This window comes from Sphingobium sp. TCM1, assembly GCF_001650725.1.
GTDB lineage: Bacteria > Pseudomonadota > Alphaproteobacteria > Sphingomonadales > Sphingomonadaceae > Sphingobium.
Genome location: NZ_LXVX01000003.1, coordinates 190,152 through 206,947, shown reverse-complemented (window position 1 = coordinate 206,947; position 16,796 = coordinate 190,152). Strand labels below are relative to the sequence as shown.

At 59.9% G+C, this 16,796-nt stretch carries 13 protein-coding genes and 1 pseudogene; 2 read left to right on the top strand and 12 right to left on the bottom strand.

The window, feature by feature from the left end:
* Nucleotides 1-22 precede the first annotated feature (22 nt).
* The 5 genes and pseudogenes from A7Q26_RS24485 to A7Q26_RS03745 form a co-directional block, all read right to left on the bottom strand.
* Nucleotides 23-264: pseudogene (locus A7Q26_RS24485) on the bottom strand (integrase core domain-containing protein); the annotation flags it as partial.
* Between the two features lie 43 nt (nt 265-307).
* The gene (locus tag A7Q26_RS03760) at nt 308-1,864 is read right to left on the bottom strand and encodes an ISL3 family transposase (protein WP_066856696.1); all 1,557 of its coding nucleotides are present in this window, start codon (nt 1,862-1,864) and stop codon (nt 308-310) included.
* A 581-nt stretch (nt 1,865-2,445) separates the two neighbouring features.
* Nucleotides 2,446-3,954 (bottom strand): aldehyde dehydrogenase family protein, encoded by a 1,509-nt coding sequence (locus A7Q26_RS03755; protein WP_232313668.1) that lies wholly within the window; start codon nt 3,952-3,954, stop codon nt 2,446-2,448.
* A gap of 67 nt (nt 3,955-4,021) precedes the next feature.
* Entirely contained in the window at nt 4,022-6,379 is a 2,358-nt protein-coding gene (locus A7Q26_RS03750; protein WP_066856692.1) for a TonB-dependent receptor, read from the bottom strand.
* A gap of 119 nt (nt 6,380-6,498) precedes the next feature.
* The gene (locus tag A7Q26_RS03745; RefSeq protein WP_066856689.1) at nt 6,499-7,800 is read right to left on the bottom strand and encodes a cytochrome P450; all 1,302 of its coding nucleotides are present in this window, start codon (nt 7,798-7,800) and stop codon (nt 6,499-6,501) included.
* A 215-nt stretch (nt 7,801-8,015) separates the two neighbouring features.
* Between A7Q26_RS03745 and A7Q26_RS03740 the strand changes: the two genes are divergently transcribed.
* Nucleotides 8,016-9,116 (top strand): NAD(P)-dependent alcohol dehydrogenase, encoded by a 1,101-nt coding sequence (locus tag A7Q26_RS03740; protein WP_066856686.1) that lies wholly within the window; start codon nt 8,016-8,018, stop codon nt 9,114-9,116.
* On the opposite strand, the gene A7Q26_RS03735 is transcribed toward A7Q26_RS03740, so the two are convergent.
* Entirely contained in the window at nt 9,106-9,876 is a 771-nt protein-coding gene (locus tag A7Q26_RS03735) for a MerR family transcriptional regulator (protein ID WP_232313667.1), read from the bottom strand. The two genes, A7Q26_RS03740 and A7Q26_RS03735, sit on opposite strands and share 11 nt — an antisense overlap.
* Nucleotides 9,877-10,152: 276 nt before the next feature.
* On the opposite strand from A7Q26_RS03735, the gene A7Q26_RS03730 reads away from it, so the two are divergent.
* Nucleotides 10,153-10,893, top strand: a complete 741-nt coding sequence (locus tag A7Q26_RS03730; protein WP_066856680.1) for a tyrosine-protein phosphatase — start codon at nt 10,153-10,155, stop codon at nt 10,891-10,893.
* Nucleotides 10,894-11,073: 180 nt separating this feature from the next.
* Here the strand turns inward: A7Q26_RS03730 and A7Q26_RS03725 are convergent, their stop codons facing one another.
* Genes A7Q26_RS03725 through A7Q26_RS03700 form a run of 6 tightly spaced genes read right to left on the bottom strand, consistent with a single transcriptional unit; the run spans nt 11,074 to nt 16,794 of the window.
* Nucleotides 11,074-12,168 (bottom strand): Zn-dependent alcohol dehydrogenase, encoded by a 1,095-nt coding sequence (locus A7Q26_RS03725; RefSeq protein ID WP_066856677.1) that lies wholly within the window; start codon nt 12,166-12,168, stop codon nt 11,074-11,076.
* Between the two features lie 19 nt (nt 12,169-12,187).
* Complete coding sequence (locus tag A7Q26_RS03720) at nt 12,188-13,615, bottom strand: MmgE/PrpD family protein (protein ID WP_066856674.1); 1,428 nt, start codon at nt 13,613-13,615, stop codon at nt 12,188-12,190.
* Entirely contained in the window at nt 13,612-14,118 is a 507-nt protein-coding gene (locus A7Q26_RS03715; RefSeq protein ID WP_062063661.1) for a hypothetical protein, read from the bottom strand. The genes A7Q26_RS03720 and A7Q26_RS03715 overlap by 4 nt, the downstream gene beginning before the upstream one ends.
* A gap of 3 nt (nt 14,119-14,121) precedes the next feature.
* A complete protein-coding gene (locus A7Q26_RS03710; RefSeq protein WP_232313666.1) occupies nt 14,122-15,294 on the bottom strand; it encodes a phosphotransferase family protein in 1,173 nt (390 codons plus the stop codon).
* A gap of 14 nt (nt 15,295-15,308) precedes the next feature.
* Nucleotides 15,309-16,238 carry a DUF7064 domain-containing protein gene (locus tag A7Q26_RS03705; RefSeq protein ID WP_066856668.1) on the bottom strand — a complete coding sequence of 310 codons (930 nt, stop codon included), beginning with the start codon at nt 16,236-16,238 and terminating at the stop codon, nt 15,309-15,311.
* Between the two features lie 43 nt (nt 16,239-16,281).
* Nucleotides 16,282-16,794: a hypothetical protein gene (locus A7Q26_RS03700; protein ID WP_066856665.1), complete on the bottom strand. Its 513-nt coding sequence runs from the start codon at nt 16,792-16,794 to the stop codon at nt 16,282-16,284.
* Nucleotides 16,795-16,796: the final 2 nt, after the last annotated feature.

Here is a 16,796-nt window from a genome sequence, read left to right as displayed (position 1 = left end):
GATCAATGCAGGTTGGTATAAGTTACGCAGCCATGGAGACGTCGTCCAGCATGGCATAATATTGTGCTTCGGCTTCAGCGGTTGGATATTGCCGATTGGCTTCAGCAAGCGCCTGTTGTTGAACCAGTCCACCCATTCGAGCGTGGCATATTCGACAGCTTCAAAAGATCGCCACGGTCCCCTGCGATGGATCACCTCGGCCTTGTAAAGGCCATTGATCGTCTCAGCCAAAGCATTGTCATAGCTGTCGCCAACACTGTGGATCGGCGTGCAAAAAGGGGTCTGACGCAGTTTTGATGATCGGTGCTCAAGTTGCGCCGATCAGCCGGGCCTCGAGAAGGTCGAGTTTTCCGCGGCCGTACATCTGACGTTTGACCAGCTTGAGCTTGGTGATTTGCCCCTCAGTCTGGCCGTTCGACCATCGGGAGACCACTGCGGCTCGAACGGCGGCAATGTCCCTGGCGACGCCGTTTGCAAACGATGCGACGAGGCTGGCGCGTGCTCGGATTATCCATGGATCAAGATCGGCTCCCGCTTTCCGGCGGATCATAAGGTGGAACCCGTCGATGATCTGCCGTGCCTCGACAAGCGATGGCACGCCGGTTTCAACGGCGGCGACGGTGAGCGTTTCCGCCTTGGTGAGATCGTTGCGCTCGATCGTCATCAACCGCGCTATGGTTCTGGCTGAAGGCACGCGCTGCAGCGTGTCGGCATCTACCTTGTCGGCTCGCCTTCGGCGTGTTGCCCACTCTGTGACGACGCGAAGCGATCCCCGGAACCCCTGTGCCTGCAATGAGCGCCACAGTGCTGCGCCATTGTGGCGACCCGCCGCCCACTGCTGATCCAGCCATGGCAGATAGGTCTCAAGGGATGTTTCTCGCGTCCTGAACACGTCGCTGCGCTCGCCGCGCAGGACCCGCCGCACCGTGCCGCGACTGTGGCCGGTGCGGCGCACGATCTCCTTGATCCCCACACCGTCCCTGGAGAGCGCGAGGATCGCGGCATTGGTCTCTTCGCGATGAAGATATCCTTCGTATTGCAGCCGCTCGGCCGCCGTGAGCAGCTCAGGCTTGATCGACATCGCACCGATCGCGCATCGGATCTGCCGCATCGACCGGCGCACCGCGTCTAGGAAGGCATGGCTGGCGTTTTCCATGAGATGCCAGCGGTCGGCGACCTGCACAGCATTCGGCAGCGCCTTGGCCGCCGCGCGGGCATAAGCGCCGCCGCGATCGCGGGCAATTATCGCCACCTGCGGCTGCTCTGCGAGCCATGCCTGGGCGGTCGCTGGTTCCCGGTCCGGGAGCAGACGTATCGGCCGACGCCGCTCGAGATCGCAGATGATCGTGCCGTACCTTTGATTGCGCCGCCAGGCCCAGTCATCGATGCCGATCACCGTCGGAGCCGGAGACGGTGGGGTTCCCCGGCGTCTTACGACGCGGAGCAGCGTGTCATTGCTGACAGGGAGCATCAGCCGCCGCGCAAAGCTGGCTGCGGGCCGACCTCCAAGCGCGAGACCGAGGTGATGAACCAGTGTTTCCAGTCGGCCCGTGCGCCGTGCCCAAGGAGCAACAGTCCCATCAGCGAAGCGTTCCGCGAAGATCCTTTGCCCGCATGACACAGCGTCGCACCGGAAACGGCGGACATCGGCCACCAGTTTTACGGCGCGGCCCGCCAAGGGCAAATCCGAGATCTGACGCCGGTAACGGCTGTGAACGCGGCAACTGACGCTGCGGCACTTTGGGCAATAGCTGGTCGGCGAAGAGCTACGAACGAGAATCGTTGCATCATCGTCGGCGATTGACGAGGCCACGATGGTAAAGCCCGGTGGGATCACCGAGGAAGGTCGTAGTGCTTTCTGCATGGCGTTGCTCCCAACGTGGAAAACGAAGCCATTCAGGCAGATAATTGCATCAAAATTGAGTCAGAGCCAATTTTGCACGCCGCTCCACAACCGTGGGCAACATCGCGTCGGATGGTCCTTCACGCTCACCGCTGCCGCCTACAACCTCGTCAGGCTGCCGAAACTGCTGGCCGCGACCTAGGCATGCGCCTTACAGCGCCCAAGGCCGGTCAAAAACGACCGGCTTCGGGAAGGTCACCTCCCAGAATGACTGACGCCGTGGGCTAGAAAACGGCGAAACCGGGGCCAATGGCGGGCTCTGCCAAGCCTTATTCCGCAGCTTGTTAACGATCTTCCGTCAACTCCGTCTCGCATCGAGCCTGATTGTTCGTGTGACGGCGGAACATGTCATGATAATTACGCTATCTGCGGCCTCTTGGCGAATCGCACTGCGCGACTGAGTCGTAATTTCCGACACGCGGGAATTGCTGCTTCGTCATTACAACCGCGCTTTGAGTTTGATGGCAAGAACCGCGTCAAGATATATGCTCGATGCGGTTCTTGCCATAAGGGCCGTCGGCCGTCGGCGGGGTCTGCCTGCCTCAGTCGGCGAGAAGGGCTGTAACCGTCTTGGTCTCGGTGTAGTGCAGAACACCCTCTTCGCCGACCTCGCGGCCCCAGCCCGATTCCTTGACACCGCCAAACGGCGCGGACGGATCATTCATCCCATGCGTGTTGATCCAGACGGTGCCCGCCTGAAGACGACGCGCGGTCAGGTGCGCGCGCGATAGATCGCGGGTCCAGATGTTCGCTGCAAGGCCGTAGCGCGTATCATTGGCGGCCGCGACAGCTTCGTCGACATCATCGAATGGCGTAGCGACCAGTACCGGTCCGAATATCTCCTCACGCACGATGCTGGAATCCGGTCCTGGATTGGAGAAGATTGTCGGCTCGACGAAATAGCCGCCCTCGCCCCCTGTTCCACCGCCCGTGACGATTTCGGCGCCGCTTGATCGCCCCTGCTCGATATAGTCGAGGACGCGCTGTTGCTGCGCCCGCGAGACGAGAGGCCCAAGCATCGCGTCCGGGTCGCGGCCATGACCCAGTTTGAAGCTTCGCGCAGCTTGCACCACCCCTTCGACCACACGATCATAGACCGAGCGCTCGACATAAAGTCGGGACGCGGCGAGACACACCTGGCCTGAGTTGAAAAAGATCGCGAGCGCGGCGCCAATGCTCGCTTTTTCCAGATCGGCGTCCGCGAAGATCAGCGAGGGAGATTTACCGCCCAGTTCAAGCGTCACGCGCTTTAGATCCTTGGCAGCGGTTTGCACGATCTGTTTGCCCACGCGCGTGGAACCGGTGAAAGCGATCTTGTCGATACCGGGATGCTCTACCAGAGCCTGTCCCGCCTCATGGCCATAGCCTGTGACGACGTTGAGAACGCCTTCGGGCAGGCCTGCCTCGAGCGCCAGTTCGGCAAGGCGCAGTGCTGTAAGCGGAGTGACTTCCGACGGCTTGAGCACAATGGTGCAGCCGGCCGCCAGAGCTGGCGCAATCTTCCAGGCCGCCATGGCGAGAGGATAATTCCACGGAACGATCTGTCCGACGACACCGATCGGTTCGTGGACCGAGTAGCTGTGATACTGCCGCCCATCACCGGAGATCGGGTTCACCTGCCCGCCAATCTTGGAAGCCCAGCCGGCCATGTAGCGAAAGATGTCGGCGGCGGCCGGGACGTCGACCGCCATCGCGTGATGGACCGTTTTGCCGTTATCATAGCTTTCGAGGAGCGCGAGTTCGCCTGCATTGTCCTCGATCTTGCGGGCGATTGCCTCGATGATCTTGGCACGGTCAAGCGGACGCATCCGCGACCAAGAGTGGGATTCGAAGGCTGTCCGCGCGCGGCGGACTGCCTTGTCCACATCCTCTGCCGTCCCGGCCGGAACACTTGCAAAAACCTTACCCGTCGCCGGATCTTCGATCTCGATCCGCTTTCCAGCGCCTGCTTCTTGCCGCTCCCCACCGATCAGCATCCTCGTATCGGGAAGCCTAACCTCAAATCCAGGTTCACCATGCAATTGTGGATCGATCGCCATAAGCGTGTTCATGTCAGGTCTCCGAAAAGAAAAAGAAAGGGTCGCGCTCGCCTTTCGTGAGCGCGACCCAGGGGAGAGTCTATAAGCGGGCCGAGAGGCTGACTCCGAAAGTGCGCGGCCGTCCGGCGAACCTGACGGTCGCGTCGGTGATCCTTGTTGCGTTCGACCAGTAATACTCGTTCGTCAGGTTTCGCACGAACGCGCTGATCTTGTAGCGTTTGTCGTCAAGGTTGATACCCGCACGCAAATCGATCAGCGTATAGTCTGCGATCGTCAGGCCGCCTTGCGCGGTCAGCGTCGGCGAGGGCGTCTGCCTCGCATCGCCGAGAACCGCCTTGGTGTCGCTCTGGAAACTCATGTTTGCGCCAATGAATGCGCCGACATTATCACTCAGAGCCCAATCATACTGGCCGTCTATGACGATCTGGTACTTCGGTGTGTAGGGGAAAGCAGAACCGCCGAAATCGGCCTGGTTCCCGTAGCTGTCATAGTTGACGAAGCTCCCCTTGATCTTGGTGTCGAGGTAGGTCCCGCCGATGCTAAAGCGTAGGCCATCGGTTGGCGCGAGATCGAGTTGGATTTCGGCGCCCTGCACACGTGACTTGGGAACGTTGACGAGCGCCTCAAGCGGACCGAAAATGTCGGGATTTGCAACGACCCGGCCCTTCAACTGTTTGTCGCTATAATCGTAATAGAAAACAGCCCCATTGATTTGCGCGGTTCGATCGAGCAACGTCAGTTTTGCGCCCAACTCGTAGGCGGTGACCGATTCCTGAGTGACCGGATTGAACTGGTTGGCGTCGCTCGCCGAGAGCAACGGGAAACTGCCCGACTTGTATCCTTTGCTCACCGACGCGTAGAGCAGGATGTCCCTGTTCGGCTTGAAATCCAGACCAGCCCGCCAGGACACATTGTCTTCATCGAGCGATCGACGAACTTCACCAGCGGTCAAGGTTGCAGCATCGATAGTAACGCAAGCGTCAGGTTGAATGTCAATTGGGCTGAGACCCGCGCCACCCCTGATGAAGTTCAGCAGATTTTCTATTCCCACGCCCAGCGCGTCACCACGATCGGCCGTGCATCCCGCGAAGTCGATATTGGTCTTCGTGTAACGGATGCCGCCATGCAGCGTGAAGAACTCGCCGATGTCATAGTCGAGATTGGCGAAAACAGCTTTGTTCACGAACTTCTGCTGGGAATATTGGTAGTAACGAAAGAACGGAACGCCCACGCCGGCATCGACCAGCTGGTACGCCGAGGTTGAATCGGGGTACGCTGCTTCGTCATGCTGATAGGTCTTTTCGCGGGAATAGTTGCCACCGATGATCCAGCTCAGGTCGCCGGTCTTCCCGCCCAGACGAAGCTCTTGCGAAAGCGCGGTGATACGGCCGGTCGTGTTGTAGAAATAGCCCTGGAGGGCGACGCCGTCCGGATCGATATCCGCGTCGATGTCGTATTTCGACCAGCTTGTGATCGAGGTCAGAGTGATGTCGTCGCTGAGATCGAGATCGCCACGCAAGGACGCCTGATAATACCAGTCGTCGCGTTTGGGATCCTGGCCCGGTGTCCAGTCGGCCGCCCGGTTATTGAGAGGCGCGATCGGGTAGCTATAAAACTCTCCCGCGCGCGCCGGGTTGCCCAGCGGCACCACGCCTATGAGCTGGGCTGCCTGCCCATCACTTTTGTCGATGAAGCCATTGAGGTTGAGCTCGAAGCGCAACGCGTCGGAAGGCTCGAAGTCGACGAGCAGACGGCCGGTCGTGAAGTTCCGATCGCCAAGCTTGTCATCGCGTGTGTAACTGCGCTGCCATGCACCGCCCTGCTCGGTGCGGACGGCCACACGCGCGGAGATAGTGTCGCTGATCGGGCCGCTCACGAAACCGCTGGCTGTCACCTCGCCAAAGCGGGCGATACTCGCGTCGAGGCCAGCCTTAGAAGTCGTCGTTGGCTTGGCTGCGATATAGTTGATCGCGCCACCGGTCGCGTTTGACCCGAAAAGCGTGCCTTGCGGTCCCTTGAGCACCTCGACGCGCTCCAGATCGAGCGTCGCGCCGCGCGTCATGATTGAAAAGGGTATCGCGACCTGATCCTGGTAAATGCTGACCGTAGGCTTGGCGGCGAGCGAAGTATCGTAGAAGCCGATACCACGAAGGGTGTAAACCGGCGTCGCAAAGGCGCTCTCGGTATAGTTGAAACCCGGCACGATCTTCCCAAGATCGGCAACGTCGGTGATACCCTGGTCCTGCAATTTCTCGCCTGAAGCCGCCGTGATAGACAACGGGACATCATTGAGCGCCTGTTCTCGCTTCTGCGCGGTCACGATAATGTCGCCGATTCCGGATTCCGCTTGCGGCTCTGCGCTCGCGGTCTGGGCAATCGCCGGCGATTGCATCGCAAATATGGAACAGCCGGCAACAAATAGATTCCTTCCTCTCATAGCATTATCCTCCCTCAAGATCGCCCATATCTTACAGGCTTGTTTCCCGGGCTTGATTGACCGGTCTATTGGCTATTGCCGACGGGGCGGGCACGAACCGCCTCGTCGGATATCGTAAGTCAGTTTTTGGTGAAGCGGATCGGCAAGCTCTTGTAACCGCCCACAAAGTTGGTTTCGACCAGCCGCGGCTCACCGGCCAGTTCGACAGACTTAAGATGCGGAAGCAGTTCTTCGTAAAGCACCCTCATCTCGAGCTTGGCGAGATGCTGGCCAAGACACATGTGGGGACCAAAACCGAAGGCGATATGCTGGTTGGGCGATCGCGTTATGTCGAATCGATCGGCGTCTGCGAACACTTCCTCGTCGCGACAGCCGGACGGGTAGCAGATCATCAGACGGTCCATCGCGCGGATAGTCTGTCCGCGCAGCTCGGTATCCTCGGTCGCGTTACGCATGAAATGCTTGACCGGCGCGGTCCAGCGAATGGCTTCGTCGACAAGCTTGGGTATCATCGCCGGGTCGGCTTTCACCTTGTCCCAATTCTCGGGATATAGGAGCATGCCGTGCAGGCCGCCTGCAGTCGACGAAGAGGTCGTATCGTGTCCTGCGGTCGCGATGGCGACATAATAGCCATTTGCCTCCGCCCGCGGGATCGGCAGGCCATTGACGCGGGAGTTCGCGATCAGTGAGAGCAGATCGTCGTTGGGCTGCTCCCGGCGCGCCGCGCTGAGCTTGTCGAAATAGCCGTAAAAGTCTTCCAGCGTCGCAGCCCACATTTTAGCACCGACAACCGGATCAGCCGCAATTTCGGGGCGCTGTTCCTCAGGATCATGGACGCCGAAGAACTCCTGCGTCAGCTTCAGCATGCGGGGTTCATCTTCGGGGGGAACGCCGAACAGCGTCATGATCACGCGCAACGGATAGTGCAGCGCAAAATCCTTCACGAAGTCGCACTCGCCATCGAAGCTCAGCAAATTTTCGACCGACTGTCGTGCAAGAACCCGCACCTGGTCCTCGAGCTTGCTGATCTTACCGGGGAGAAACCAGTTCGAGGTCACGGAGCGGAAGCTGCCATGCTCGGGCGGATCCATATAAGTCAGCGACGAGAGGATCCGCAGTGATCCGTTGTTGATCTCGCGCGTAAACGCATCGGAGGCCTGGTCGTTCAGCACCGGATTGTGATCGGCGTTGTGAAACAGCTTCGCGTTTTTTTCAACTTCGCGGATGTCCGCGTGCTTGGTCACGATCCACAGGGGATCGTAGCCGGGTACTTCAGCGACGCCGAGCGGCATATTCTCGCGGAGCCACTTGAAGGCGCCATAGACAACCTCGTCATTAGTGTAGGATTTGGGTGAAACCACGATCCTGGCGATGTCGTCCGGAATCATGGGACGGGTGTCGGGTTCAAACCTAGTGGCCATGCATATATCCTCTCCAGCGGCTTAATAAGCCCCGCTGCGTTGCGTGTGCCGCAGACGTAACACTGGACTTTGATCACCGTCAATCTTATAGCGCGGTCGGACCATTTAACCGCACCTCAGATAAATATACGTATAATCAGGTATTTATCAGCGGCTGCAGAGCATTCACCCTCCGCAATCTGAATAGCGGAACCGAGTTTGAATGGGAGAGACATATGCAGATACGCGCGGCAGTTTCCAGGAATGCAGGTGCGGATTTCAGCGTCGAGACCCTCGATATGCTAGATATCCAAGCCGATGAAATACTGGTGCGCGTAGTCGCTACCGGCCTCTGCCATACCGATATCGCGGTGCGCGATCAGATACTGCCGGTTCCCTTGCCGGCCGTCCTTGGCCATGAAGGAGCCGGCCTCGTAGAGGCGATCGGAGCAGACGTTCAAGGCCTCAGCGTCGGCGACCACGTCGTGCTGGGATTCGCGGCCTGTCGGCAATGCCCACAATGCATCACCGGGCAGCCGGCCTATTGCCGCGAGTTCACACCATTGAATTTCAGCGGACGGCGACGGGACGGAACCTCATGTCTGCACGATCAAAATGGTGAGGTAAGCAGTCACTTCTTCGGCCAGTCGTCATTCGCGACACATGCCATTGTAGCGGCCAAAAACGCCGTGAAAGTGACCAAGGATGCTCCGATCGAGCTCCTTGGCCCGCTTGGCTGCGGTATCATGACCGGCGCCGGTGCCGTTTTCCACGCCTTGCAACTGAAGCAGGGTGAAAGCCTGCTTGTCACTGGAGGCGGTCCCGTCGGACTAAGCGCGGTGATGGCAGGAGTGGTAAGAGGGGCGGATATGATCCTGGTGTCTGACCCTCTTCCCTCCCGCCGCGCAATGGCTATCGATCTCGGCGCCACCCACGTGATCGATCCAGCCGCAGGGGAACTCGCAGAGCAGGTTCGTGCTATTGTGCCAGCCGGCGTCGAGAACGTACTCGACACCTCCGGCATAGCCCCGGTCATCGAAGCCGCCGTTGGTGCTCTGGCCGTGCGTGGCAGGCTGGCGACGGTTGGCGTACCCAGGTCTGCCGATGCTGCAGTTTCGCTCAATATCCTGCAGATGCTCTCGCTGGGCATTCAAATCAGCGGCGTCACCGAAGGAAACGCCGATCCCCAGACCTTTCTTCCGCAGCTTGTCGACCTTTTCCTGGCAGGCAAGTTTCCGATCGATCGCATGATCAGCTCATATCGCCTGGATCAGATCAACGAAGCCATCGCCGATCAGCATGCCGGCCGGTGCGTAAAGGCCATTCTCACGATGTAGCCGGGAGTTCGTCGGGCGGCGGCCGATCGCTGCCGCCCGCATGCAGTTTCTCCAGATGCCGGAAAAATGCACGCTGTCGAAGCAATCCAAAGAAATCGAGCATAAGAGGCAAGGCCTGCTCGATAAGATCCGCCGCTTCGCGCGTTGTGACACGCTCGTTCGTCCGCTCGAAGAACGTTTGGGCCTCCCAGTTGCCGACAAACTCCGCAGCCTTTGTGTAGAAGCCCAATATATCAGGTGAGTAAGTCAGTCGCTGGTCGAAGCCGGCCTTACGCATCTGGCCCCAGATACGGACGAGATGCACCGCGGAGATGGAAAGTGCTTCACCATCCGATGTCTCAATAATCTCCAATATACCGATCCTGGCAAGGATATGGGCATCCTCCAGCGCTTGCGGATACTCCCGCTCCAGCGTGGTGATCAGCACCGGTTGCCCATCCCCACCCGTGCGGTGATCAACTAATTGCTCGAGCTGATCGAATGCCGCGGCATCAAGCCGAGCCTCGGCCGCCTCGCCGTCCATAAGCGCACGAATCTGGGAAAGGGTGAGGCGATTTTCTCGCTGAAGGCGGCGTATAGCCGCGATGGCCTGGACATGCTCCTCGCCATAGATCGCAATTGTCCGGCGAGGTCGCGCGGGCTCGGGGATCAACCCGTCTCGCAAATAGACGCGAATCACCTCCCTATGGACCCCGGTCCGTTGCTCAAGTTCGCGCATCTTCATAGAGTTCTCTAAAGCATGGGAGAGCAGGGCGAGCAACGCGCGCTCTTAACCCTCCGGCAATGTGGGCTACCGCAGCGAATCGACGCATTGGACAGCCTGTGCACGCTGGCGGGTCGATCAGCACGTATTCCGGCCTTACATTCTATACGGGAACGCTGGACCATATTCTTCTCGCGTTCGATATCCGCGCTGGCGACGAGCCAACAGAACCTGCAGAATTTCCAATCGCTTTTCGTAATTTGAATTAGGGAATACCAAGGTTGATACCCTAGCCTCTCCTGCAAAATCGTGGTTTGCAGGAGAGAACATGAGATGCTGGTAGGTGCTCCGAATTTCCGCGATCTAGGTGGCCACGCTGCGCGGGACGGCACCATCCGGACGGGCAAAGTCTACAGGTCAAGCCAACTCTCTCATCTGACCGATGGCGACCTGGAGTCGGTGCGTCATATGAGTCTGAAAAGCATCATCGACCTTCGCTCGGAACGTGAACGGATAGCGCAACCGACACCTGCTGTCCTCAGGACGGCTGGCGACTATCTATCTCCAAAGTCCGACACCGACTTCATCTTCAATCGCATCTTCGCAGAATCGGAAAAGACGGCCGCCGCCTGGGCCGCGGGATTCTCAACCTTCTACGGTCTGATGCTCGATGCATATGCGCCCGAGTTCATCGCAATGTTCCGTGCCATTTCGGATGGGAATTTGCCGATCCTTATCCATTGCTCGGCCGGCAAGGATCGCACCGGCGCGGCATCCGCGCTGCTCCTCGATTTCCTGGGCGTCCAACGCGCAACCATTGTCGACGACTATGTTCGCAGCAGTTCCGAGCTCAACGGCGACATGCATTTCAAGAATATGCTTTCCGATGCCAAGTTGCACCTCTATGCCGACCTTCCGCCCGAGTGCAGGGACGTCATACTTGGCACCGAGCCCGCCTATCTCGAGTGCCTCTTCGCGACCCTCGACGACCGGTTTGGATCGGTCAGCGGCTATCTCGCCCACCATGGTTTCAGCGCTGCTGAGCGGAATCGGATCACCGACGCGTTGATCTGACTACCGGCAGGACGCCAATCGTCACAGGGTTTGGAGAATCAGCTTTCGTGCTTAGTGTTCATGGCCTCCCCATTAGGCCGGAAGCCGTTCCGTCTTGACCAGCAACCTCGTGTGAAAGGCGGCGCAGTCCGCGCCCCCTTTCGCTATCAGTCCAATGGCACATGCCAGATCAATGCGATCCTAGAAGGATGTGATCACGCTCCGGGCGATAGCGCCTTCCTTGAGTTGCTTGTAAGCATCATTGATCTCAGAGATGTTGATTTCGCGTGAGATGAGATCGTCCAGGTTGAGCTTTCCCTGTAGGTAAAGCTGAGCGTACATGGGGATGTCGTGCTTGATGTTCGATGATCCCATGTACACGCCGCGCAGATCGACCTGATTGGTCAGTAAATCAATCGTCACATTGACATCGATTGTCTTCGCTGGCGAATGTACGCCGATCAGATAGGCGCCGCCGCCCTTGCACGCCATCTTGATCGCCTGTTCCGATGTGGCCTTGATGCCGACCACCTCAAACGCATGGTCGACCCCGCCTTCGATCAACATGCGCACCGCCTCCACGCTGTCAGCGGCCGATGCATCGATGAAGTCGGTCGCACCGAAGCGACGCGCCAGTTCTTCCTTCTTCGGTTGCATGTCGATGGCGACAATCCGTGACGCCCCGGCCAGCTTCGCTCCGGATATGACGTTAAGGCCCACACCGCCGATGCCGATTACCGCCACCGTGTCGCCGGGACGCACGGCCGCGGTGTTGATGGCGGCGCCGGCGCCCGTGATGGTGCCGCAACCCAGCAGCGATGCCTGCGCAAAGGGTAGTTCCTTGGGTACCAGAGCCAGTTGGTTCTCATGCACCAGCGCCCGCTCGGCAAAGGCCCCGGTTCCGAACACCTGCGTGACGCCATCTCCGTCCCGAGTCAGTCGATGCGCATGGTCAGGATCATCCCGGAGCGTTTCTTCAGGATGGGTGCATTGATAGGTGCGGCCGCCGATACAGGCGCGGCAATGGCCGCAAAACTGGATCAACGACCCCACGACATGATCGCCAGCCGCGAATTCCCGTACCTCCGGACCGATGGCGAGGACGATCCCAGCCAGTTCATGCCCCAGCACGGCGGGCAGCGGGACACCGAAATCCTGCTCGGCGAAATGCAGGTCCGAATGGCACAGGCCCGATGCCTTGACCTCGACCAGAACTTCCCGCCCGCGCGGCGCGTCGATCTCGATCTCCTCGATCTGGAAGGTGCCATCGAGGCTGTTGAGAATGGCTGCTTTCATGATGTTCTCCTGGTCGGGTTCAAGCGGGATGAGAGGGGGTCAGGCAATCGACGATGCGACGCATGTCATCGATCCGTTCCATGTCACGGCAAAGCCCGACAAGCATGTCCAGCTTGTCCGCTGGTAGCTGGACGGCGGCGAAAGGGGCGCAGCGGCGCAGCTTGCCCGCCAAATCGTCCCAGGTCATCGGATTGCGCGTATGTCCCTTCACATAAGGGGTGACATGGGTGAAACGGCGTCCGTCGGAGAGTGTGATTGCGACCGTGAAGCCCTCGAACTGATCGGCATGATCGGGATCGGCGACGATATGCACCCGTCGCATCAGTTCGCGCCGCTCCGCATTCATGATCCGGTCGGGGTGCAGATCCTCAAGGAAGAAGCCACCGGTCATCGCGGCAGCGGCAATCGTATAAGGTGCGCTGAACATTGCCTCCGGCACGGAGCGCGGGTTCCGTTTCACCGCCGCCGGCTCGAATGTCATGCGTGCGCTCGTACTGCCGACGCAGTCGATGCGATCGATATCGCGCCAGTCCAGTCCCTCGCCTTGCATGATAGCAACCGTGCTGGCTATGAAGCTGTGGGTAAATTTGCACGCGGAATAGGGCTTCATCGACAGCCCTTCGGCCAACTGCCAGCGGGTCCCCAGATCCTCGGTCAGCAATTCGGGCCGCACATCGTCCCACGCGACATGCCGCAATATGCCACTCGGCACACCCTGGAATATGCCGCGCGGCGCCGTCACACCTTGGCGGGTCAGCAGTACCGCCTTTACCGCCGTATCCCCGGCAAAGCTGTGCTGCACGCGCGCCATCTGCGTACCTTCAGAATATTTGTTATATTCCGACATGCCATGGACGGTATAGGCCATACCTAACGCATTCCATGTTTCGTCGGCATCCAGGCCCAGGATACGCGCCACCGAAGCGGTCGCGCAGAGCGGCCCGTTCCATTCGCCGGGCATGCCCCATGTCGTGTGGTAGCGCACAAGGTTCAGCGCTGCGCTGGCGCGCACGCCGACTTCAGCGCCTGTGACATAGGCGGTTACAAAGTCCTTTCCGCTGACCGGCCCGTCTGCAATGCCCAGCACCGACAGCATGGCGGGCACATTCCATTCCGTCACATGACCGCCGGTTTCATGCACATCGCCCATATCGATCGCGCGCGCCATTACGCCATTGCCAAAAGCAGCCATGGGAGCGGGTACCTGGTGCCCGTGTATCAGGACGGTGGCTTGCGGCGCGCCGCCCCACTCGGCGACCTGATCGGCAATGGCGGGGCTGACTTCCCAACCGGAACCCGCCACAGTGACCGCCAGCGTATCGAGGATCGCACGCTTGGCAAGATCGATCACCGGTGCGGGAATGTCCTGATAGCGTGTCTCAGCCACCATCTTCGCCAAAGGTCCGGCGGGATCATGCTCAGGCAGGACAGGATTCTCGTGTTTCATGATGCCATCATCGCAGGGATGTCGGGCAAATCCTGCCCGTCCGGGTCCAGGCCGGTAGCCGCGAACCATGTCCGCTCACGTATCGATTGTGCCGCACCATAAGCCAGCACAGCGTCTCGTGCGGCGGGCGCCAATTCGACCTTGCCGTCTTCGCCGAGGATAATCCGGTCGATCAGGCCGCCAAGGACCAGGATACCATGCTCGACCGCGGCCAAATCCCGCTTGTCGACCGCCTTCCCCGCCTCGATCGCCGCGCCCAGTTCCTCCACATAAAAAGGGTCGACCGAGGGCCGCATCGCCTCTGCCAGCGCCACCATGGCATCGAACGATCCCCCTTCGAATGCGGCCGCCCAGCGCCATTGCTCGCCAATCATACGCAGATGGCCGATACAAAGGCCGATCTGATCCTTCGCAAGCCGTTCGCGCGGGCCGAGCGCCGGCAGGACCACCTGTTCCAGTGACTTGACGATGTTGGCAATGCGCAGGTCAATGCTTGGCAGCATGGCTCAGTCCTTCCTGATCAGCTGGACGATGTGGTGAAGGAAGACAGCGCCAGCCGATCCCAGCCAGGTCAGCACCACTTCCTGATGATTATTGCTGGCGGCAGCCGCCCGCATCGCCTGTCCCAGGTCCATGACCGCGCATTTGTAGGCGTTGAGTACCTCGTAGTAGCGAAGCCTGGTCGGATCGATGACATTGCCGGACGCTGCCTCATACTGGGTAATGAAATCTTCGCGCGGCAGCAGACCACTGACCAGAAAGACACCGTCATCTCCCCAGGCGCCGAACAGCTTCTGCATGGTCCAGGCGATATCCTCGTGAAAGTCACCGATATGAGCCAGTTCCCAGTCCAGCACGGCTGTGAACCGTCCGCTCGGCTCCTCGAACAGGAAGTTGCCCATGCGCAGATCGCCATGGACCAGCATCGGGGAATCGCAGGGGGGTGCATTTTCACGCAGCCAGCGCTCCGCCAGCGTTACGACGGGCACCGGCTCCACCAGGCAATCCCACCATACCTGCGACCACCAGTTGACCTGCCAGATCGCCGCCTGGTTACTGTTGGGGCGCGGTGCGTCGAAATAGCGCAGGTTCGCGCTTGCCCAGTCGAACCGGTGGGTCGTCGCCAGCGCATCGACATATTGGGGCGCGAGCCGATCAATGAGCGCGCCCAACCGACCGCCCATGCCCGACACGCCGGCGCTACCGCCCTCGCTGGGTTGGGTCACTCCGCCGACAAAACCAAGGATCACCGCAGGCTGTCCCAACAGGTCTCCATCGGCATCGAACCAGCGCACGGATGCCACCGGCATATGCTCGCCCATGACCATCTGGATCTCGCCCTCCCGACCGCGACAGGTCTGGGCGATCGCCTCCAACGGGTCCATGCGCAGAACCAGTCGCTCACCTGTGCGGTCGCCCCGATGCTTGAGGGTAAAGGCGAACTGCTCTTTCGACGCGCCTCCGGACATGCGCTCGACGTCGGTGACGGCAACGCCTCTCAGGTTCTTCGCAGCAAAAAACCCTTCCAGCATGGCCGTGACCTGGACATCGGATTTCGGCCGATAGGGGCCGGTGTCACGGAGGCGAACGGTACGTTCCAGTACGTGGCGGATCCGCGGCTCCATTTCGGAGCGGTCCCAGATGTCAACGTCATCGCGGGCTGCGAGCGGCGTCCGCATGGTGGCGTTCTCCTTCACCATGCAAAGCGCTGGACATAGGGTGTCGCGAATTTCAGATAGTCGCGATTCCAGCAGAACTCGCACCAGCCGGTGCCTTCCTCGCCATCAATTGTCACGATGACGACGGACTCGTTCAGCAGCACGACCGGGTCGAGATCCAACTGATACTTTGCGAATGCCTTGCAATCGACGAAGACCGATCGCCCGTCCGTATCCGTAACGGTCACGCGGAAGCGATCGTGCATCATATCGGCATCGAAATCGATGTCGTAATCGACGCTCGCCACATGGCGCATAACACCGTCCTTGTAGAGATATCCCCGCGTCTCAACCTTGCCGAAGGACATCATCTCGAAAAAATGGACTGACACGCTCGGCGTCGTCGCATGAATCCACTTGTAGTGCTGGTTAAGCCCCCAGACACGCGGCCCCCAACTATGGTCCCGGATCATGAAGTCGTTGAGTGGATAGTCGCGCCCATCGACGCGCAAATTGCCCTGAATGATGCCATGCTGTTCGGTGCGATCATCACCGTAGTAGGGCGGGTTGCCCTTGGGGTGCGAACTGAACGCATAGGGGGGATGGATCGCCTTCCACTGGCCTTCGAACTGAATACGGTCCCCGACCCAACCCAGGTCTATCGTCTTGAACGGCTCGCGCACTGCCATGAGCAGCGGACCGAAACGCCAGTCGTCAAAGTCCATGTCCGGTGGCACCATCAGCTCCACCTCTTCCTCGATCGGCGCCTCGAAGGCGGGGCCGAACAGGTGAAGACGCCCCTTGGCATGGCCGTTGGCGCGTACAGTGGGATAGTAGAAGCCGGCGATGCCATATTGCGGCAGTACGAACTGGTGCGTCGCCGATTCCCGACCATCGTCCGCCAGCTTGTGACGATAAGCATGCTCGAGAGGTAAGGCGGCAAATTCTTTCGTGATTTCCGGCATCTCTGGGTTCCTCTCCTTATTTCATTTTTCCCGGCCGCAGGCGTCAGTCCGCCCCTGCGAAAATCTCCGCAATGGCGGGCAGCTCGTCGCGATCGGGATCGAGGTGATTTGCTTTGAACCACGTCCGCTCACGCCGTGCGTGGCGCAGCCCATAAGCGAGCACCGCATCGGACGCCGCCTGGCTGAGCGGTGCATGATCCTCGCCCCCCAAAATGACCGCATCGACGGCGTTTCCGAGATCGATATTGGCCTGTTCGAGCGCAGCGATATTGACGCGGTCACACGCCTCCGCAGCAGCCAGCGCGCTCTCGAGCCGGGGTCCGAGCAATTCAGGAGCATCGGGCAGAAGTTGGCGGGCCAGCCCGGCCAGATCGTCGAGGCTCACCTGTTCGTAGCGCAGCGCGGATTTCCACTGCTCGCCTATCATCCCCAGGTGACCGGCCACCAGCATCGCCTGATCCCGCGCCTGCCGCTGTTCGCGAGGCAACGCAGGCAGGATCACCTGTTCCAGTGCCTTGATCATGTTGGCGATGCGCAGGTCGATATTGGGTAGCATGG